The sequence below is a fragment of the Arthrobacter sp. efr-133-R2A-120 genome (genome assembly GCF_030209835.1).
In the GTDB taxonomy this organism is placed as follows: Bacteria; Actinomycetota; Actinomycetes; order Actinomycetales; family Micrococcaceae; genus Arthrobacter.
In genome coordinates this window covers 129,902-149,629 of sequence record NZ_JARVRF010000011.1, presented here as the reverse complement: position 1 = coordinate 149,629, position 19,728 = coordinate 129,902, and the positions used below count along the sequence as shown (strand labels likewise).

Below are 19,728 nucleotides of genomic sequence, written 5' to 3'. Positions count from 1 at the left end.
GGCATCGAAGGGATCACAAAATGACCGGCTCCGAAAAGCGTCTCGAGCACGCACGCTTAATCGACGGAACGGGAAAAAACCCGTTGGACGACTCCACCGTCATTGTGGATGCCACCGGAAAGATTACCTATTGTGGTCCCGCCGAGCGCGCTCCGGAAACGCCCGATGTTCCAACAATGGATCTGACAGGCATGACCATTCTTCCGGGATTCATTGACGCCCACGTGCATTTCCTCTTCGGCCCCAAGCAATCCGGTAACTCCCAGGATCGGGCGCTGACGACGTTCCAAGTGGCAGAGCGCATGCGCCAGACACTGGAGGCGGGCATAACCTCGGTGAGGGATCTGGGCGGGTTGTCCGTAGGATACTCCTCGGCGCAACAATCGGGGCTGATCCAGGCTCCTCGCGTGCTGACCGCGGGCCGGATCATCGGTCACACCGGCGGGCACTGCGACGCGACCGGGCCGGACGGACACAATGCCACGGGGCATTTCACCATCCTGGCGGACGATGAGCAATCAGCCCGGGTTGCTGTTCGGACGGTGTTGCGCGAGGGCGCTGATGTCATCAAGATCTGCGCAACCGGCGGCATGGGCAGCCCCCATGATGATCCGGATGACGAGGACCTGAGCGAAGCGGAAATCCGCGCGGTCGTGGACGAGGCCCGCCGGCATCGCGGAAAGAAGGTCGCCGCGCACGCGCAGGGTACCGCGGGGATCATTAATGCTCTCCGGGGTGGCGTCGCAAGCATTGAGCACGGCTACGGCATTACCGAGGAAGCCTGCGATCTTGCCCTCGCCGCCCGGACGTATCTGGTTCCCACCCTGGCCACTGCTTTCAATCCCATGGACCCGTCGAAGGTGAGCCCGCTGCACTTCGAAAAGAAGTCCCGTTGGGCCGAGAGGACCCGGGAGAACATCGCCCTCGCGATCAGCCGCGGAGTCGCCATCGCCATGGGTACCGACGCCGGCGTCAGCCCCCACGCCGCGAACCTCATGGAACTGTCCCACCTCGTGGAACTCGGCATGACGGAATTGCAGGCAATCACCGCCGGCACCCTGAACGCGGCCCGGCTTCTAGGAATCGACGACGCCGTAGGAACAGTCGAACCCGGAAAGCTCGCGGACCTGGTGATCACCGACGCCGACCCGCTGGCCGATATCGCGGCGTTGGCGGACCCGGAACACGTTCGGATGGTCCTCCAATCGGGCGTCGCACGGCGTGACACACTTCCCATCCGGACGCCCGTCACCGCCTAGGCGTCGGCACGCGAGGCAGGCCGCCCGCCACGGAGCGACGCGTCGAGCAGCTCGTCGGCGCCCATCCGGGCAGCGCCGACCAAGGCCGCCTTGTTTCCAAGACGCGAGGGGCTGATCACGAGTCGACGTGTCGCCACCGACAACGCCTCTTGGTACACAACCCCGCGGACGGTGGATAGGACATCGTCGCTGAGTTCAACCATGGGTCCCCCCAGGACGATCGTCCTCGGGTTGAACATGTCCACCAGGATCGCCGTCAGGTACCCCAAGTGCACCGCAGCATCCCTGAGTGCGGCGAGTGTCGCGGGATCGGAACGCCTGACCAACTGTGTAAGGGTCTTCCTTGCGGCCCTTGGATCGACGCCGGTGCCCTCTTCGATCCCGAGCTGGGCCATCACGGCGTGCAGGCTGGCGTAGGCACCGATGCAGCCGCGCTTCCCGCATTGGCAAGCGACCTCGGACTGCCTGTCGATCCGCAGATGCCCTATGTCCCCGGCGGAACCGTCGGCGCCCCGGTGGATCTTGGAATCGGCAGTGATCAGCCCGGCGCCGATTCCCGTGGATAGTTGCAAATGCACCAGCGGAAGTTCGTCCTCATGCAGCGTGGTGGCGGCCCCGAGCGCCATGAGGTTCGCATCGTTATCCATGAGGGCAGGTGCCCCAAAATGATCGCCGAGGATCTTGGCGATCTGGATCCCTTCCCACCCCGCCATAATTGACCGGTGCGCCGTGACTCCCTTCTGGAAGTCGATGGGAGCGGGGACGCTGGCGATGACTTGGCGGACGTCGTCGACCTCGAGGCCATGCTCGGCCAGGAGGGTGTCCCCTGTAGCGAAAACCTGTTCGAGCACTGCCTCCGGGTCCTGGCTCAGCAGAATATCGATGGTCTTCGAGTCGACAACTGCGGCGCTGGCGTCGGAGATGGCCACGCTGGTCTCAGTGCGGTCAAAAATGACGTCCACTACATAGCCTGCTCCACGGCCCACGGTGAGCTCCTTCGCGGGCCGCCCCCGGGCACCTTGCGGTTCGTCATTCTCCGCAAGGACGTCGTCGCGCAACATCTGGTCCACATGCAGTCCGATGGTTGACCTGGCCATTCCAGTCAAGCGCGCCGCTTGCGCGCGGCTCGTCACTGTGCCCGCAGCTACCAGGCGAAGGATCGTGTTGGCAGGCGATCGATCCGAGGCTATCTCAGTCATGAACACATTATGCACCCTTCGCCGCATATTTAATCCGATCATCAGACTTAAATCGGCATCTTGTGGCACAAAGATGGCCAACTATAGCCTTCCGGTAATGGCTTTCCGCCCAATCTGAAGGAAACAATCCATGACAATCAACATCGGCATCGTCGGTGCCGGAAACATCTCCGCTCGGTACATGCAGGGGCTCCAGAACTTCCCGGAGCTGAGCGTCAAGTACATCGCCGACGTCGATCATGACCGGGCCGCCGCCCTGGCGACGGAATTCTCGGTAACCGCCTCCGGCGGCACCGGGGCCCTCCTCGCCGACGAAGGCATAGACGTCGTTATCAACCTGACCCCGCCGAACCTCCACGCATCCACCGTGATCCAGGCGCTCGAGGCAGGCAAAAGCGTCTACGTCGAAAAACCCCTGGCCACCAATCGCGAAGACGCGCTCCTGATGCTCAAAGCCGAGCGGGAGAACCCGGGCATCCTTGGCTCCGCGCCGGACACCTTTCTCGGCAGCGCCGGGCAGACCGCCAGGCACGCCATGGACGCAGGCCTCATCGGCACGCCTATCGGCGCCAGCGCTTTCGTACGGTCATCACGGGCCGAGACCTGGCACCCCAACCCGGGGTTCCTCTTCGAGCAAGGCGGCGGACCCGTGATGGACATGGGTCCCTACTACATCGCTGCACTGGTCAACTGCCTCGGACCGATCCGGCGCGTCAGCGCGGAAGCACGCATTGGTTCACCCACGCGAACCGTCACCGCCCCGGATCGGACGGTGGACGAAGTTCCGGTCTCCGTGAATACCCACGCCTCCGCCGTTTTTTCCTTCGAATCCGGCGCCATCGGAACCATCCTCATGAGCTTCGACGTCTGGGACACCACCTTGCCCAGGATCGAAATTTACGGCACCGAGGGCACTCTCAGCCTCAATGACCCCAACACCTTCGACGGCGACGTCAGGTTGAAGCGTCGCGAACACAGTGAATGGCAAGTGCTTGAACCCGTGACGCCCCTTTTCGGCGCGGTTGGAACTTCCGAACAGCACCGTCGCGGACTGGGCGTGAACGACCTGGCGGGCGCCTTGTCCGGGCACCCGCATCGCGCCAACTCCGCGTTCGCCTTCCACGTCCTTGACGCGATGCTCGCGATCGACGAGTCCGCCGCTGCCGGGCAGCCGATCGTGCTCGAAAGCCGGGCCGAACGGCCCGCGCCCCTGTTCCCGTCCTGACCCACCCGCTTAGCCCACTTCACAGAAAAGAGTTTGACTTGCCCATCTCGCCCAGCCAGTTCGCCATCAATCCCCTGCAATGGGTCGCCACCGAAGACGGTTGGATCGATCCCAGCATCGCACCCCCACTCCCCGAACGCCTCACCCGGATCGCGGCCGCAGGGTTCACCGCCATCCAGTCCGAAGTGCCGTCCGATTCCACCGTTGGCGCGTACGGCCAAGCCCTCGAAGCAGCAGGAATCCGCCCCGGCCCCGGCTATGTAAACCTGCCGTGGGCTGACCTGGCAGCGGACCGTGCCCGGCATCTGGAGCGGGCCAAGGTCCTGGCCGCCAACAACGTTGAGCTTGGCAACGAACTGCTCTTCCTGGCCATGGGCATGCAGCGTGACGCGCCCCGCGTCGCGCATCCCGCCGTCGGATATGACCACAATCCTTCTCGGCTGGAACAGGTCAGGGACTACCTGGCGGAAGCCGCGCAGCTCATCACTGCCGAGGGTGGCGTCGCCGCCTTGCACCCGCACATCGGAACGTGGGTTGAAACCGAAGACGACGCCCGTTTGGTCTTGGATAGCGTTGACGAGAGCATCCTGAAGTTCGGTCCCGACGCCGGACACTTTGCTTGGACGGGCATCGATCCGGCCGGGATCATCGCCGAATACCGCTCCCGCCTCGCCGGAATCCATATCAAGGACTACCGCTTGGATATCGCGGACAAGAGCCGCCGCGAGGACATCGACTACCGGTCCACCGTACGGGCCGGGATCTGGACCGAGCCCGGTACGGGCGACGCAGACATCCCCGCGATCCTGGCCGCCGCCGGTGAAGACTTCGCCGGCTGGGTGGTGGTTGAAGTGGATCGCGGCACGACGGCGGTTCCCGGGGAAAGCATCGACCTGTGCGGCCGGTGGTTTGAAAGCACCTTTGGGTTGGAGGCCGCCTCCCGCTGACCTCAGCACTGACCGCAGCAAAGCCCGGCCGGCTGCTCATCTTGGTGAGCAGCCGGCTCTGTCTCAATTCCCGGTTTTGGCTCCGGGGTGGAAGGCACAACGAACCGAGAGAGAGTCATGGTATTTGAACAAAGCACGCTATTGTCCGCTGTCCTGGACAATGCAGCAGCCAGAAATGTGGTTCAGCGCTATCTGCCCGGCGTGATCAATTCACCGCTGGGCTTTCAGCTCAAAGCACTCCCACTTAGCCGGATCGTAGAACGGGAATCGGTGGCTGTCTCCGCGTGGGACAAGGCGCCTTTAGCGGACGAGACGGTGCGGAACAACTTCTGGCGGGAGGTCAGCAGTGCCTTCGATGGCTGGCAACCGGCACCTCCGTTGCCCGAAGTTGTGCAAGCGCCTTCTTGGGACTACGAGAAATCTTCGGTTGTGGCGGCTTCAGCGACTCTTCAGGCTCCAGTGTCGGCTGCACGCTGGGGAATCTACGAGATTCGGATTGACGGTCCTTCACATGGCAACCCGTTCCTGGAAGTGGACCTTTGGGCGGACTTCTCACACGACGAAGAGACGATTCGGATGGGTGGGTTCTATGACGGCGCAGGCGTCTACCTGATCAGGTTCATGCCCGAGCACGAAGGACAGTGGAGTTTCGTGGTTGGTTCCTCGGCACGGTCCCTGAATGGCTTGGGCGGTAGCTTTGACTGTCTGCCGCCAGCCAGCGGAGTTCATGGGCCGGTCCGCGTCAAGGACGGCTTCCATTTCGCCCATGCGGACGGAACGCCATACCTCCCGATCGGGACGACGGCCTACGCCTGGACGCACCAGGATTATGCGGTGCAGGACAGGACACTGGAAACACTCGAAGGCAGTGGATTCACGAAAATTCGGATGGCCGTGTTTCCGAAGGCCTACATGTTCAACACCAATGAGCCGGTGCTCTACCCGTTCAGCCGCAAGGCCGACATGGATGACCAGGATCTGACGGGCTGGGACTACAAGCAGCCCAATCCGGACTTCTTCCACCACCTCGAACGGCAGATCCTTCGGCTGGGACAGCTCGGCATCGAGGCTGACCTCATTCTCTTCCATGCATACGATCGATGGGGTTTTTCAACCATGACCCCGGCATCCGATGACATGTTCGTAAGGTACGTCGTCCGGCGGTTGGCCGCGTTCAGAAACGTGTGGTGGTCCATGGCCAACGAGTACGATCTCCTTTACTCCAAGTCGGAGGACGATTGGGAACGCCTGGCCAAGGTTGTGTCAGACAATGATCCGTTTTCCCATCTGAATTCCATCCACAATTGCCTCACGTTCTACGACTATCACCGGCCTTGGGTGACGCACTGCAGCATCCAGCGGATAGACGTCTACCGAACGTCGGAGAACACCGACGATTGGCGAAAGCAATGGGGCAAACCGGTCGTCATCGACGAGTGCGCCTATGAGGGGAACATCGACCAGGGCTGGGGAAACATTTCCGGCCAGGAAATGACACGGCGGTTCTGGGAAGGGGCTGTGCGCGGAGGTTACGTGGGCCACGGAGAAACGTATACGAACAACCGTGACGAGCTCTGGTGGTCCAAGGGCGGAAACCTGGTTGGTTCAAGCCCGGCCAGAATCGCATTTCTCGCCGAGCTCATCAGGCAATCGCCCACCGGCCAGATTGATCCGCAAGAGTCCGACTGGGACGTGCCCTACGGAGGTGTGAAGGACCAGTACTACCTCGTGTATTTCGGGCTGAGCCAACCCAGCTACAGGAAATTCAGCATCGATCCTGCGATAGCTTACGACGTCGACATCGTAGACACGTGGGCCATGACCATCGACACACAACCCGAACCGGTCCGCGGAAGCTTCCAGCTGGAGCTGCCAGGCAAGCCCTACATCGCAGTGCGCCTAAGGGCCAGGAGCGAATGAAATGGCGATCACCAAGAGCCAGTTCGCCCTGAACCCCATCCAATGGCTGGCAACCAGAGATGGCTGGATCGACCCGCGGCAGGCACCACCCCTTCAGCAACGGCTGCCCGTCATTGCTGCCAGTGGCTTTTCTGCCATCAAGACAGAAATTCCCGTTGGAATGGCGCCCGGAGAGTATCGGGAATGCCTCGCCTGGGCAGGCATCAGCCCGGGTCCGGGTTATGTGCCCATGCCGTGGACGGAGGATCCCTCGGCCAGGCTGACATTCCTGGAACGCGCACGCCTGACGTCCGCGAACAACGTTGGTGTGGGTGTACCCCTTGTGTTCCTGGCCATGGGTATGGACAAAGAGGCCCCGCGCGTGGCCCATCCCGGCGTCGGTTTCGACTTCAAGCCTGCGCGCCTTGAAGCGGTGCGCGACTATCTGGCAGAGGCGGCCGGCATCATGGCCGGCGAAGGGGCCGTGCCCGCATTGCACCCACATGTAGGGACGTGGATCGAGACGGCGGAGGAGGCCCGGTTCGTCCTCGACAGCGTCGATGAAAGCATCCTCAGCTTCGGACCCGACGCCGGACACTTGGCCTGGACCGGGGTCAACCCGGCGCACATCATCACCGAATATGCCACAAGGGTGGCTGGAATCCACATCAAGGACTACCACTCGCGTTTCGCCAAGCGGAGCCGCGACGAGGACGTTGACTACCGCTCCACCGTACGGGCGGGTTTCTGGACGGAGCCCGGATTGGGCGACGCCAACATCGACGAGGTTCTGACTGCTGCGGGACCGGATTTCGCTGGCTGGGTGGTCATGGAAGTGGACCGGGGCACCACCGAACCCGAGGACAGCATCATGCGCTGCGGAGCGTGGCTCTCGGAGCGCTTTACGCCCGAATTATGTAACCAAGAAAACTAAATCCGGCATCTTGCGAACAAGCAAACGCTAAAACATGCTTAATCAACGGAGTGATGGGGGACACAAAAAGCGCCGCTGAAGAAAGGCCGCACAGTGAATTCGCCCGGAGCGCGAACCCGAAAAACGGTCACACGCTGATCAAGACACCGAAGTATTCCATGCAGGCCGAGGCCAAAAACCAACGTCCCTGACACCCAAAATCTTCCACGCACCATGGCCGGTACACAGTCTCACACTGCTAGGCCAGCCATTCACAGAGTTCCAACAGGAGAAACAATGAAAAGAAAGCTCATCCTTGCCGGCGCGTTGGCGCTGGCGCTGTCGGTCTCCGCCTGCGGGGGCGGCGGAACTGCAGCAGCAGGGAAAACCGGCGGCACCCTCAACCTTGCCGTATCCCAGGCCCTGAAGTCATGGGACCTCGCAGAGGCCGGCAACGGGCAAGACCAGGAGTACTACCAGCCGGTGTTCGACTCCCTCTTCCGCCTGGATTCCAAGGGCGCACCGACCGCGAACCTCGCGACCTCCTGGGAATACGACAAAGCCCTGACAACCCTCACTCTCAAGCTGCGCACCGATGTGAAGTTCACCGACGGCACGCCGCTTGACGCAGAGGCGGTAAAAGCAAACCTGATGCATACGAAGGCCGGCAAGGGCGAGGCAGCTGCCCTGGTGAAGGCGATCTCGGATGTCCAGGCCCCCGATTCGTCAACCGTAGTGGTCAAGCTATCCACGCCCACCCCGTCGCTCTTGAGGAGCCTCGGCAACGTCGCCGGGATGATCGCGAGCCCCAAATCACTGGCAAATCCCCAGAGCCCTGTGGGCTCGGGACCCTACACCTTGGATATCTCGTCCACCACGGCGGGCACTGAGTACGTCTACGCGGTGAATCCAAATTACTGGAACAAGGACGCTTTCCCTTTCGACAAGGTGGATATCAAGACCATTTCCGATCGAACCGCACTGACCAACGCCCTCCTCTCCGGGCAGCTTGACGGGAGCTCGGTGGCCGCGGACAGGATCGATGCAGTGAAGGCCGGCGGGCTGAAAACGGATACGGTAAGCCCCGGCGTCGTCGAAGGACTCTACATCTGGGACCGGAAGGGAACAATCGTTCCGGCCTTGGCAGACGCTCGTGTCCGCCAAGCCCTCAACTACGCGTTCGACACCGCTTCAATCGTGAAAATTGCCAAGAAGGGCCTGGGCACTCCCACCAGCCAGCACTTCACCTCGGACAGCGGAGCTTTCGTCCCCGGACTGGACCAGACGTACAAATATGACCCCGCCAAGGCGAAAGCCTTGTTGGCTGAGGCTGGTTACGCGAACGGCTTCGACGTCGTCATGCCGGACATCTCTTCGCTGTTCCCGGAGATGCAGGCAGCCATGGTGGAACAACTGGGGAACATCGGCATCCGGGTCAAGCTCGACAAGATACCTTTCGACCAATTCATGCCGTCGATCCTTGCCGGCAAGTACGCCATGTCCTACTTCAAGACCGGCGGCACCGATCCTTGGATCACCATCCAGTTGATCGTGGCCAAGCAGGGCACATGGAACCCCCTGCATTTCGAGGATCCGCACGCCAATGACCTGATCGCCCAAATCAGCCGCTCCACCGGCGACGAGCAGACCAAGGCTTATCAGGAGCTGAACACATATCTGGTCAAGCAGGCGTGGAACGCTCCGTGGGATGTCGTGAAGGACACCTACGCGTCCTCGAAGAAGGTCGAGGTCACGATGAACCCGTTCTACAACGCCCCTCCCCTGTACAACTTCAAGCCGGCCGCGAACTAGCGGCGGAACTGAACAGCTAAAAAGAAAGAGGGTGAACGGGATGGTCGTGTTCCTGATCCGGCGCCTATTGGCCGGGATCTTGCTGGTGATCCTCGTCGCCAGTGCAACCTACATCATGCTCAACTTCACGGGATCCGATGTGGCTCGCAATATCGTGGGCGAAACCGCAACGCCGGAACAAGCGATGGCCAAGGCAGCCGAACTGGGACTCGACCGTCCGATCGGTGTCCGCTACTTCGACTGGTTGGGCACCACGTTCACCGGGAACCTCGGGAAATCGTGGTTCAACAGCGTGCCTGTCTCCACCACGCTGCTCACAGCACTGCCAGTGACCCTGTCGATCATTCTCGGCGCGCTGATCTTGTCAGCAATGGTCAGCGTTGTCCTGGGTTCGATCGCCGCTGTCCGTGCCGGCTGGTTGGACAAAAGCATCCAGGTCGGCGCCGTGTTGGCAGACTCCATACCGGGATTCCTCGTAGCGCTCATCCTCGCGATGGTGGTGGCAGTCAACCTCGGATGGCTGCCTGCCACGGGCTTCGTACCCTTCCAGCGCTCGGTGGTCGAGTGGCTGCGATCCATCACCCTGCCGTCAATTGCCTTGGCCTTCGGTGCTACAGCAGCCACCACCCAACAATTGCGTGGCTCCATGCTGGACGTCCTCAGGTTGGACTTCGTCCGGACCTTGCGCAGCCGCGGGCTCAGTGACCGGCGGGTGATCTTCAAGCACGTCCTTCGCAACGCCGCACCTCCGGCACTTACCGTCTTGTCCCTGCAATTCATCGGACTCGTCGGAGGTGCGGTGATCGTCGAGAAGGTCTTCGGCCTTCGCGGGATCGGCAGCATCGCGACCTCGGCCGCAGTCCAGGGAGACGCTCCCGTGGTGCTCGGCGTCGTGATCGTGATGGTGGTCATCGTGGTCGCGGTAAATCTCATTGCTGACCTGGCCTACGGCTGGCTCAACCCCAAGGTGCGTGCAGAATGACAATCCCCCCAATCGACGGAATCGTCGCCGCCCCTGCAGGTGGCAACATCGCCAGGAAACGGCATGTGGCGGTTCAGGTCTTGCAGGATCCTGTTGCCATCTGCTCGCTTGCCATATTGCTGATCCTCATATTGGTGAGCGTACTGGCGCCTTTCCTCACCGATCAGGATCCCCTCAAGTCCTCCCTCGCCCAGACATTGGCTCCCATGGGCCAGGAACACCTGCTTGGTGCAGACGGGGTGGGCCGGGACGTCGTCGCCCGTTTGCTGTACGGCGGACAAACGAGTCTTGCCGCGGCGCTGGTGGCCGTTGGTGTCGCATTTGCCGTGGGACTGCCTGCCGGACTCCTGGGCGGCTACTACCGCGGGCGGGCCGACGCCATCCTCGCTTGGGCAAGCAACTTCATGATGGCGGTACCGGCCATCATCGTCCTGCTGGTAGTCATGGCTGCCGTATCCCAAAGCACGTATGTGGCCATGGTCGTACTGGGCCTCATCGTCTCGCCGTCCGTCTACCGCTTGGTCAGGGCTTCGGTTGTTTCGGTTCGCGAAGAACTCTTCGTTGACGCGGCGCGGGTGTCCGGTTTGTCCGATGCCCGCATCATTCGCCGCCACATCCTCCCCGTTGTCCAGGCGCCTTCCATCATCCAGGCCGCCCAGATCTTCGGTGTCTCCATCGGAATCCAGGCCGGTATCGCCTTCCTGGGGCTTGGTTCGCCCAATGAGGCCAGTTGGGGTGCCATGCTGAATGACGCTTTCGCGAACATTTATGTAGCCCCACTGCTGCTTCTGTGGCCTGGCCTGATTATCTGCTTGACCACCGCATCGCTCGCCCTCCTGGCCAACTCCCTGCGCGACATCCTTGGCGGTTCCCGGAAACGCACCCAACGCCATTTGGAGCGAAAACGCGACGCCGAATCCTCCTCGGCGCGCGAGGCATCAACTCCCGCACCGGCTGACTATGCGCCAGTGGCGGAGGACGTCCTGCTGGTTGTTGAGAACTTGAAGGTGAACTATCCAGTCGACGGCGGACGGCGAACCGTTGTGGACGGAGTGTCGCTGACAGTGAGCCGCGGCCAGGTCCTTGGGCTCGTTGGCGAGTCGGGTTCCGGAAAGAGCCAGACGGCCTTTTCGCTTCTGGGCTTGCTGCCGCCAGAAGCCAGGGTTTCGGCCGAACGGCTGCACTTTGACGGGGTCGAGCTCAATAGCCTGGGGAGGGGTGCCATGAACCGCCTCCGCGGAAAGCGCATCGCGTACGTACCGCAGGAACCCATGTCCAACCTTGATCCTGCGTTCAGCATTGGCTCACAGCTGGCCGAGCCCCTGCGGCAGCATTTGAAGATTTCGGCCAAGGAAGCAAGAACCCGCCTTCTGGGCCTGCTGGAGCGTGTTGGAATCAACGATCCTGCGCGGGTGTATGACTCCTATCCGCACCAGGTGTCGGGAGGCATGGCACAGCGCGTCCTCATCGCCGGCGCAATTTCCTGCGATCCGGACCTGCTCATCGCCGATGAACCCACAACGGCCCTGGACGTAACGGTCCAGGCTGAGATCCTCGACCTGATCCGTTCACTTCAGGCCGAACGCAACATGGGTGTCATCCTGGTGACCCACGACTTCGGTGTGGTCGCGGACCTTTGCGATCGCGTAGCCGTCATGCACACCGGAAAGATTGTAGAGGCGGCCGAGGTCCGCGATCTCTTCGCCAATCCGCAGGACCCGTACACCCGGATGCTCCTTTCATCCACCTTGGAGGGTGCCACGCCGCGTCCGCCGTTGAATCGCAAGCCCGGCGTGCCGAACTCCACGCGGCCAAACCCCGCGCTGCCTAACAGGGCACAGACAGCCTGATGGGAACTGACATGATCTCCACAGTTGAAGCCCCGTCCGGATCTCATGGCGGATCCGGCTCCCCACTCCTGAGCATCGAGGGCGTCACGGTCCAATATCCGTCCAAGGGATGGCGCAAGCCCGCCTTCACTGCACTCAAAGGTATTTCCCTGGACATCCAGCCCGGCGAAACCATGGGTCTCGTAGGAGAATCCGGCTCCGGAAAAACGACACTGGGCCGCGCCGTGCTGGGCCTTGCCCCCGTAACAGCCGGCGCGATCCGTTACGACGGCAAAGTCATTTCGTCCATGAACCGCAAGGAACGCCGGTCACTCAGCGACGAAATCCAAGTGGTGTTCCAAGACCCCTATACCTCGCTGAACCCGGCCCTGACGGTGCTGGATATCCTCGCAGAACCATTAATGACAGCCGGCACCGGGCGTGCGGCTGCCGAGCAACGGGTTACCGACCTCCTTGAGCAAGTCCACCTGCCGAAGGACGCAGCCACCCGTCTGCCACGTGAATTCTCGGGGGGACAGCGCCAGCGAATCGCCATTGCCCGTGCGCTCTGCCGGGACCCGCGCCTGATCGTCTGCGACGAACCCGTCAGCGCGTTGGACCTGTCCAACCAGTCGCGGGTCCTGGACCTGTTCATCGAAATCCAGGAACGCACGGGGGTTTCCTACCTCTTTGTCACGCATGACCTGTCCGTTGTGCGATACATCAGCCACCGTGTCGCCGTGATGTACAAGGGGGAAATCGTCGAAAGCGGAACCGCGGACAAGATCACGTCCAATCCTGATGCAAGCTACACGCAACGCCTCCTGCTTGCCGCCCCGGTTCCCGATCCCGAACGCCAGGCCGTCCGGCGTGCGACGCGCCAGCAATTCAACGCCCAGCTCCGCATGGCCGAAGCGACAGGACAAGCCAATTGAGTGAAACTTCGCAAAACGTGGACGGGACCGGAATCAAGACCCTCGGTGTTGCCGCGATTGGTTACGCGTTCATGGGCAAGGCGCATTCGAGTGCGTGGCGGAACGTGGCCAGTTTCTTCGATGTTCCGGCGTTCGAGCAGAAAGTGCTCGTGGGCCGGAACCCGGAACGGGTCGCCGAGGCGGCCGCCCGGTACGGCTGGAGCGAGTCCGCCACGGACTGGCGCCAGGTCCTGGAACGCGATGACATCCATATCGTGGACATCTGCGCCCCGGGCTGGATGCACGCCGAGATCGCCATCGCGGCCCTCGAAGCAGGCAAGCACGTCCTGGTCGAGAAACCGTTGGCGAACACCCTGGCCGAAGCGGAACTCATGACCGCCGCGGCGGCTAAGGCCCGGGCCCGGGGCGTGCAGTCCATGATCGGCTTCAACTACCGCCGCGTCCCGGCCCTGGCCTTGGCCCGGGAGCTCATCGCGGACGGCCGGCTCGGGACCGTCCGGCATGTGCGAGCCTCGTACCTGCAGGACTGGCTGGCCGATCCCGAGTCGCCCATGACCTGGCGGTTGAACAAGGAAACGGCAGGGTCCGGGGCCCTGGGGGATATCGCCTCGCACGCGATCGACCAGGTCCTGTTCCTGCTCGGGGACACTGTCACCGAGGTCTCCGGCCGGCTGCACACCTTCGTGAACCAGCGCCCCGGCACGGACGGTCCGGAACAAGTAACGGTCGACGACGCCGCCTGGGCCACGCTGACCCTCGCCTCCGGGGCAATCGCCTCCGTGGAAGTCTCCCGCATGGCCACGGGGCGGAAGAACTCCCTGGCCCTGGAAATCTACGGGGACAAAGGCTCCCTGCTCTTCGACCTGGAAAACCTCAACGAACTCGGCTTCCTGGACGCCACCCTTCCGGTGCGGGAGCAGGGTTTCCGCAGGATCCTGGTCAACGAGCCCGAACATCCCTACATGGGCGCCTGGTGGCCCCAAGGGCACGTGATCGGCTGGGAACACAGCTTCACCCACCAGATCCGCGACTACCTGACCGCCATCGACGCCGGAACCGCGCCGTCGCCGTCGCTCGAACAAGGGCTGGCCGTCCAACGCATCCTGGCCGCCATCGACGAATCCGCCGACGCCAAAAGCGCGCTGATTCACGTCACCGGGCCCAGCTAGCACTCATTCACTCGCGAGCGGAAGCTCAAAAGTAAATGTCGCTCCGCGGGATTCGTTTTCCTCTGCGTAAATCCGGCCGTGCTGGCGAGTGATGATGCGATGGCTGAGGGCAAGCCCGATCCCGCTGCCAGCGGACTTTGAGGTGAAAGCGCCGTCAAAGATCCTGCCGTCCGGGATATGGGCGAGTCCTTTGCCGCGATCGGCGACCCGGAAAACACCGCTGGATTCCGTGGCATAAGTGGTGATGGCGACATGCCGTTCACGCTGTGGCCAGCCTGACATCTCGTCGATGGCGTTGTGGCAGAGGTTCAGGATCACTTGCCCCGTGAGGACCTTTTCGCAACGAATCCAGATAGGGCTGTCACTCATCACCAACTGCAGCTCGGTCTCATGCTGATCAGCCCGCAGCCGAATGAAATATAGGCAATCCCTGACGATTTCATTCAGGTCAACGAGTTGCTCGGACTGCTCCAGCTGGACGACGAAATCGCGCAGGCTTTTGACGATCTGGTTTGCCCGGTCAATTTGCTTGCGCGCATTGTCCAAACCATAGACCAAGTCATCGATCCGCATTTCCGGATCCTTGACCCGCCGCGTTACACCATCCACGAAGTTGGTGGCTGCGGCCAGGGGTTGACCAAGCTCATGGGCGATTGCCATGGCCATATCTCCCATGGCGTTGTACCGGCCCAAGTAGTTCAAATGCTCCAGGTCGCGACGGTGCTGCTCTTCTGCGGCGACATATTCGGTGATGTCCTGGAGAAGGAGCATGGCACCTGTCAGGTCCTTCTCCAATGCGAGGTAGTGGCAGCTGGTGCCAAACCACCGGTTGTTGCCGTCGGGATGCACCAGTTCGAGGCGAAGAATCGAAGAACCGTCGGCTTGCATCTTGGTCAGGGCGTTTTCCAAAACGAGCTTGGAAGACGGCGTACAGAGGTCAAGGAAACTCTCGCCCAGCAGGCTGTCGACGTCGCGGCCCAACTGACCCCCGGCGGCACCGCTGGCGAAGGTGATCACGCCGTCGGCGTCCAGCACCAGGATTCCCTCGGCCATTCGCAGGAGGAACGCTTGGAGGCGGCCTTCCGTGCGCTGCAGCTCGGATTTCAGCGACTCTTCTTTTTCGATGTCCCGGAATTGCACCATGACGGCGCTGCCGGACTGAAGTTGCACACGGACGGCGATGGCCTCGGTCAGGAATTCCCGCCCGGATTTTGAACGGTACATCCATTCGGTCCTGCTGATTCCGTGGTCCGCGGCGTCCTGAAGCCAGTGAACACCAACGGAGCGTCGGTAGCGGGAATCCGCACCGCTCATATCAGGTGCCTTGAGCGGTCTCAGTTCCTCAAGGGTGAAGCCCAGCATGTCGCAAGCGGCTTGGTTGGCCCAAAGGATGTCCTTGGATTCGGCGTCATGGATCAGGATGCAATAGCTGAGCGACTGAATCAGGACTTTATAGTCTTCCGCAGACGGACCTGGCAAGGAATTAGGCACAGGCAATTCTAGCCCGCCGGCAGGTCCTCCCGCATAGGTATTTCCTTTACCCCGCATGGCTATTTCCTTGGCTGACGGCTACGAATCCCCGATTGAAGGCAACTCGCCCGCCAAATACTTTTGAGACCAGAACAATTTGCTGTCCGCTCTATTGATGGGAATTCCAATGACCGACGTTTTGGATACGGCTCCGCCAACCACGCTTGATGACGTCCTGGAGCTCATCGCGAAGCGCCGCGAGGAATTCGGCGAAAATAAGTTCGTTCCGCGGGATATTGTCTCCGAATTCAAGAAGGTAGGCATCTTCCGGGCAGGCACTCCACGGCGCTTCGGCGGTGACGCCCTTCCGCCGAGCGAGTTCCTGCGCATCATCGAGAAGATCTCAGCGGTGGACGCCTCCGCCGGCTGGGTGGCCAGCTTCGGTTCTTCCGTCTACCTCGCCGCGCTGCCTTTGGAAACCCAGGCCCAACTGTACGCGGACGGCCCGGACGTGGCTTTCGCCGGCGGGCTGTATCCCCTGGCCAAAGCCGAACGGGTGGACGGCGGCTGGTACGTCTCCGGCGAGTGGAAGTTCTCCAGCGGCTGCAAAGGCGCGGACATCCTGGGCGTTGGCTTGGTGGGCAACAAAGCCACCCAAGGCAAGCCCCTGACCGCCCTGCTCCGCCCCGAGCACGTGGAGATCGTAGAGAACTGGGACGTTATTGGGCTCAACGGCACAGGCAGCCATGACCTACGGGTCAGCGGCCACGTGGTGAACGACGAGTGGACGTTTGTCCGCGGCGGCGAACCCACCGTCGACGAACCGTTGTACCGCTACCCCGCCATCGCCTACGCAGCGCAGGTGCTCGCCGTCGTCAACCTCGGTGCAGGCCGGGCCGCGCTGGACTACGCAATCGGCGTCGGCAGCGGCCGAACGGGCATCACCGGGGCCCCGAAGCTGGCAGACCGCTCCTACTACCGGATGGACGTGGCCAAGGCCGAAGCCGAACTGCGATCCGCTCGCGCATTCTTTTACGAAATTTCCGATGAAGTATACGCAACGGTCGAGGCGGGTGACCCTGCAACGGACAAGCAGAAGGCGCTGCTTCGCCTCGCCTCCACCCACGTTGCCCGTGTAGGAGCCAGGGCAGTGAACACCGCCTACACGCTCTCTGGAACCGCGGCCATCTACGATTCCAACCCCATGCAGCGCTACCTGCGTGATGCTTTGGTGGTCACCCAGCACGCCTTCCTCGGTGACGGCATCTACGACGGTGCGGGCGCGGTGCTCATGGACGTCCCGCCGTCGATCCCCGCTTTCATCTGAGCCGCCTCCACAACAACTGGCCCCTAGGAGCTGACTTGAGCGAGAACCCCGCCGCGCAACCTTTGCGCGTACTGTTTTGCATCGGTATCAACCAGAATTTCTTCGACCTCCCCAAGAGCGGGATCGGCGAGGTTTGGACCGCGTTCTCCGGAATGATGGCGGAGATGGCGCGGCTGCCCGGCGTCGACGTCATCGGCGACATGGACGACGATTCGCACATGGTAGGCCCGTCCGAGGGGTGGCCCTGGACGTGCTACATCCTGGCCGATGTCGATACCCAAGAAACCGTGAAGGCCGCCTGCAACCTGTTCAGGACCACGATGGTGGGCGAATACGCGCTGTGGCGCTACGCCAAGATCGAGGCACGGATCGGCCGGGCACTCACCATCCGAGACGACGTCGAAACGGCCGGTTAGCAGGATGAGAAGCGACACTGCGGGCAGTTTGGAAGAACGCCTCGCCACCCTCGAAATCCGCGAGGCGGCGCGCTCCACGTTGTCGCGCTACATGGAACTCTGCGACGTCCCGCAACCGGTCTTCTCTTGGGAGGACATGTCCTCCCTGTTCGCCGAGGACGCGGTCTGGGAAGGCATCGGCCCCGAATACACCGGGAAATTCGGCCGCTTGGAAGGCCGCCCAGCGATCCTTTCGATGCTCGCGGACTTCCTCCCGCCGTCGTCGCACTTCAAACGGAACATCCACTTGCTAAGCGGCGGCAGCGTTGTGGCGGCGACGAGTGCCGCCAGCGGGACCTGGATCATGCAACAGCTTTCGGAGTACGACGGCGGCGGCACGGAACTGCTCTCGGCGCGCCTCACGGTGGATTTTCAGTACGCCGACGGCGCCGCCCGAATCTCCCACTTCCGCACCGAAAAGCTATTCGCCGCACCAATCCACGCCTAGCACCAAGCAAAATCAAGGAGCATTCAGTGACTTCACCAACGTCAGAAGGGACCGGCGGCTTCGCCGCCCTTGCCCAAGGCGACCGCGTCGCCGCCCAGCTCTACACCGACCCGGAGATCTTCGATTGGGAGATGGAAAGGATCTTCTACAGTACGTGGGTCTGGGTGGCGCATGAAAGTGAGATCCCGGAGGCAGGAAGCTTCAAGATGTCGCACATCGGGCTTCAGCCGGTCATCGTGAACCGGGACCGCAAGGGCAACTTCAACGTCCTGCTTAACCGCTGCCGCCACCGCGGGGCGAGCGTCTGCGAGGTCCCCAAGGGTAAAGCTAACGGTTTCACCTGCCCCTATCACTCGTGGTCCTACTCCCTCGAAGGAAACCTCCGCGGCATCCCCTACCCGGACGGCTACGAGGGAGTGACTGAAAAGCGCGACCTGCCCCTGCAGCGCCTGCGCGTGGAGAGCTACAACGGCCTCATTTTCGCCAGTTTCAAACCGGACATCGAGCCGCTCGAGGAATTCCTCGGCGATGCGAAAATCTGGATCGACCGCTTCATGAAGCAGGGCGCAGGCTTCCCCGTCAAAGTCCAGGGAGAGCACAAGTTCCGCTTCGAGGGCAACTGGAAGATCCAGCTGGAAAACACCACCGACGGCTACCACTTCCCCATCGTCCACCGCTCCTGGATGGCCTCCGTGGACGCCGAAACCGCGGACATGTTGTCCTTCATGACCGACGAGAAGGCAGTGACCCACGCCCTCGGCAACGGGCACAGCGTGGCGATCATGGTCCCCGAACACGTGGACTTGGAAGAGGACGACGGCATGGAGGAACTGCAGGAGCGCTTCCGCCACATCATCGACGAACTCTCTGAGATCATGCCCCAACAGCAGGTCCGGCGGATAGTCCGCTCAATGCACGGCGCCGGCTACAACCTGAACCTGTTCCCGAACCTTTCCCTGTCCATGTCCTTCTTCCGGGTCCTGCGCCCCATCTCCGTGAACGAAACGGAAATCCAGCACATGGCGCTCGGTCTCGAGGGCGGCCCGGAGAGCGTGAACCGCGAGCGCCTGCGCATCCACGAGCACTTCCAGGGGCCGTTCGGCTTCGGCACGTCCGATGACTCCGAGGCCTGGGACCGGGTGCAGCGCGGCGCCGTCGCAAACCCGGACATGCCGATCCTGGTCAACCGTGGCCTGGGACGTGAGGTGACCGTGGACGAAGGCTGGAAGACCTCGCACGTGACCGACGAAACCGGCATGCGCGAATCGTACGCAATGTGGAAAAGGATGATGAGCGATGAAAACTGACACCGCCGAAGAAGTTGTAGCGATCGACAACCGCCCAGCGCCCCAGCGCTACGAGGTGGGACTCGGTCAACTCGCCGATCCCCTCGTGGGCCGTGCCATCGAGCTGATCTGGCGCGAGGCCCAGCTGCTGGACGACAAGGACTACGAATTCTGGCAGACGCTGTACACGGAGGACGCCAAGTACGTCATCCCTGTCGACCCGGACACCGAGGACTTCGAATCGTCACTGAACATGGTGTACGACGACGCGCGGATGCGCCACATGCGAGTCACGCGCCTTGTGCAGGGCTACTCGATGTCCGCCGTCGCTGCCGCCCGCACCTCACGCACCATTTCCCGCTTCACCGTGGAAGAGATCACCGCGGACACCGTCACCCTGCGCTCCGCGCAAGTGCTGGTGGGCTTCAAGCGCGACAAGTTCCAGATGCTGGGGGCCGACCTGACGCACCGCATCCGCTTCAACGGCGACGATGCCCGGATTGAGCTCAAACTCATCCGACTGGTCAACTCCGATTCCGCCGTCAACGCCTCTGGCTTCCTCCTTTAGGACCA

General features: G+C 62.1%; 17 protein-coding genes. 15 read left to right on the top strand and 2 right to left on the bottom strand.

Annotated elements, in window-relative coordinates:
* The first annotated feature begins 20 nt into the window (after window positions 1-20).
* On the top strand, window positions 21-1,259 hold the full coding sequence (locus QRN52_RS07460) for a metal-dependent hydrolase family protein (protein WP_284752096.1): 1,239 nt from the start codon (window positions 21-23) through the stop codon (window positions 1,257-1,259).
* On the opposite strand, the gene QRN52_RS07455 is transcribed toward QRN52_RS07460, so the two are convergent.
* Complete coding sequence (locus QRN52_RS07455) at window positions 1,256-2,458, bottom strand: ROK family protein (RefSeq protein ID WP_284752095.1); 1,203 nt, start codon at window positions 2,456-2,458, stop codon at window positions 1,256-1,258. The two genes, QRN52_RS07460 and QRN52_RS07455, sit on opposite strands and share 4 nt — an antisense overlap.
* A 130-nt stretch (window positions 2,459-2,588) precedes the next feature.
* Between QRN52_RS07455 and QRN52_RS07450 the strand changes: the two genes are divergently transcribed.
* The 9 genes from QRN52_RS07450 to QRN52_RS07410 all read left to right on the top strand — a co-directional run bounded on the left by QRN52_RS07450 (window position 2,589) and on the right by QRN52_RS07410 (window position 14,169).
* The gene (locus tag QRN52_RS07450; RefSeq protein WP_284752094.1) at window positions 2,589-3,683 is read left to right on the top strand and encodes a Gfo/Idh/MocA family protein; all 1,095 of its coding nucleotides are present in this window, start codon (window positions 2,589-2,591) and stop codon (window positions 3,681-3,683) included.
* Window positions 3,684-3,721: 38 nt separating this feature from the next.
* The gene (locus QRN52_RS07445; RefSeq protein ID WP_284752093.1) at window positions 3,722-4,630 is read left to right on the top strand and encodes a sugar phosphate isomerase/epimerase family protein; all 909 of its coding nucleotides are present in this window, start codon (window positions 3,722-3,724) and stop codon (window positions 4,628-4,630) included.
* A gap of 117 nt (window positions 4,631-4,747) precedes the next feature.
* Window positions 4,748-6,550 carry a DUF5605 domain-containing protein gene (locus QRN52_RS07440; RefSeq protein ID WP_284752092.1) on the top strand — a complete coding sequence of 601 codons (1,803 nt, stop codon included), beginning with the start codon at window positions 4,748-4,750 and terminating at the stop codon, window positions 6,548-6,550.
* Window position 6,551: 1 nt separating this feature from the next.
* The gene (locus QRN52_RS07435) at window positions 6,552-7,463 is read left to right on the top strand and encodes a sugar phosphate isomerase/epimerase family protein (protein ID WP_284752091.1); all 912 of its coding nucleotides are present in this window, start codon (window positions 6,552-6,554) and stop codon (window positions 7,461-7,463) included.
* Window positions 7,464-7,739: 276 nt separating this feature from the next.
* Window positions 7,740-9,254: an ABC transporter substrate-binding protein gene (locus tag QRN52_RS07430; protein WP_284752090.1), complete on the top strand. Its 1,515-nt coding sequence runs from the start codon at window positions 7,740-7,742 to the stop codon at window positions 9,252-9,254.
* Window positions 9,255-9,294: 40 nt separating this feature from the next.
* Window positions 9,295-10,236, top strand: a complete 942-nt coding sequence (locus QRN52_RS07425; RefSeq protein WP_284752207.1) for an ABC transporter permease — start codon at window positions 9,295-9,297, stop codon at window positions 10,234-10,236.
* Window positions 10,233-12,086 (top strand): dipeptide/oligopeptide/nickel ABC transporter permease/ATP-binding protein, encoded by a 1,854-nt coding sequence (locus QRN52_RS07420; RefSeq protein WP_284752089.1) that lies wholly within the window; start codon window positions 10,233-10,235, stop codon window positions 12,084-12,086. The genes QRN52_RS07425 and QRN52_RS07420 overlap by 4 nt, the downstream gene beginning before the upstream one ends.
* 11 nt (window positions 12,087-12,097) lie before the next feature.
* On the top strand, window positions 12,098-13,000 hold the full coding sequence (locus tag QRN52_RS07415) for an ABC transporter ATP-binding protein (RefSeq protein WP_284752088.1): 903 nt from the start codon (window positions 12,098-12,100) through the stop codon (window positions 12,998-13,000).
* Window positions 12,997-14,169 (top strand): Gfo/Idh/MocA family protein, encoded by a 1,173-nt coding sequence (locus QRN52_RS07410; protein WP_284752087.1) that lies wholly within the window; start codon window positions 12,997-12,999, stop codon window positions 14,167-14,169. The genes QRN52_RS07415 and QRN52_RS07410 overlap by 4 nt, the downstream gene beginning before the upstream one ends.
* A gap of 3 nt (window positions 14,170-14,172) precedes the next feature.
* Here the strand turns inward: QRN52_RS07410 and QRN52_RS07405 are convergent, their stop codons facing one another.
* A complete protein-coding gene (locus tag QRN52_RS07405) occupies window positions 14,173-15,660 on the bottom strand; it encodes a PAS domain S-box protein (protein WP_284752086.1) in 1,488 nt (495 codons plus the stop codon).
* Window positions 15,661-15,826: 166 nt separating this feature from the next.
* Here QRN52_RS07405 and QRN52_RS07400 point away from each other — a divergent pair, with 166 nt between their 5' ends.
* Genes QRN52_RS07400 through QRN52_RS07380 form a run of 5 tightly spaced genes read left to right on the top strand, consistent with a single transcriptional unit; the run spans window position 15,827 to window position 19,723 of the window.
* Complete coding sequence (locus tag QRN52_RS07400) at window positions 15,827-16,966, top strand: acyl-CoA dehydrogenase family protein (RefSeq protein WP_284752085.1); 1,140 nt, start codon at window positions 15,827-15,829, stop codon at window positions 16,964-16,966.
* 35 nt (window positions 16,967-17,001) lie between these two features.
* Entirely contained in the window at window positions 17,002-17,382 is a 381-nt protein-coding gene (locus QRN52_RS07395) for a hypothetical protein (protein ID WP_284752084.1), read from the top strand.
* 4 nt (window positions 17,383-17,386) lie between these two features.
* Window positions 17,387-17,869, top strand: a complete 483-nt coding sequence (locus QRN52_RS07390) for a nuclear transport factor 2 family protein (RefSeq protein WP_284752083.1) — start codon at window positions 17,387-17,389, stop codon at window positions 17,867-17,869.
* Between the two features lie 26 nt (window positions 17,870-17,895).
* The gene (locus QRN52_RS07385; RefSeq protein ID WP_284752082.1) at window positions 17,896-19,176 is read left to right on the top strand and encodes an aromatic ring-hydroxylating oxygenase subunit alpha; all 1,281 of its coding nucleotides are present in this window, start codon (window positions 17,896-17,898) and stop codon (window positions 19,174-19,176) included.
* Window positions 19,166-19,723 carry an aromatic-ring-hydroxylating dioxygenase subunit beta gene (locus QRN52_RS07380; protein WP_284752081.1) on the top strand — a complete coding sequence of 186 codons (558 nt, stop codon included), beginning with the start codon at window positions 19,166-19,168 and terminating at the stop codon, window positions 19,721-19,723. Before QRN52_RS07385 ends, QRN52_RS07380 begins: the two co-directional genes overlap by 11 nt.
* Window positions 19,724-19,728: the final 5 nt, after the last annotated feature.

Coding starts and splice junctions, on each gene's coding strand:
- QRN52_RS07460 (WP_284752096.1), top strand. CDS start 21: ATGACCGGCTCCGAAAAGCGTCTCGAGCACGCACGCTTAATCGACGGA.
- QRN52_RS07455 (WP_284752095.1), bottom strand. CDS start 2,458: ATGACTGAGATAGCCTCGGATCGATCGCCTGCCAACACGATCCTTCGC.
- QRN52_RS07450 (WP_284752094.1), top strand. CDS start 2,589: ATGACAATCAACATCGGCATCGTCGGTGCCGGAAACATCTCCGCTCGG.
- QRN52_RS07440 (WP_284752092.1), top strand. CDS start 4,748: ATGGTATTTGAACAAAGCACGCTATTGTCCGCTGTCCTGGACAATGCA.
- QRN52_RS07435 (WP_284752091.1), top strand. CDS start 6,552: ATGGCGATCACCAAGAGCCAGTTCGCCCTGAACCCCATCCAATGGCTG.
- QRN52_RS07430 (WP_284752090.1), top strand. CDS start 7,740: ATGAAAAGAAAGCTCATCCTTGCCGGCGCGTTGGCGCTGGCGCTGTCG.
- QRN52_RS07425 (WP_284752207.1), top strand. CDS start 9,295: ATGGTCGTGTTCCTGATCCGGCGCCTATTGGCCGGGATCTTGCTGGTG.
- QRN52_RS07420 (WP_284752089.1), top strand. CDS start 10,233: ATGACAATCCCCCCAATCGACGGAATCGTCGCCGCCCCTGCAGGTGGC.
- QRN52_RS07415 (WP_284752088.1), top strand. CDS start 12,098: ATGATCTCCACAGTTGAAGCCCCGTCCGGATCTCATGGCGGATCCGGC.
- QRN52_RS07400 (WP_284752085.1), top strand. CDS start 15,827: ATGACCGACGTTTTGGATACGGCTCCGCCAACCACGCTTGATGACGTC.
- QRN52_RS07390 (WP_284752083.1), top strand. CDS start 17,387: ATGAGAAGCGACACTGCGGGCAGTTTGGAAGAACGCCTCGCCACCCTC.
- QRN52_RS07380 (WP_284752081.1), top strand. CDS start 19,166: ATGAAAACTGACACCGCCGAAGAAGTTGTAGCGATCGACAACCGCCCA.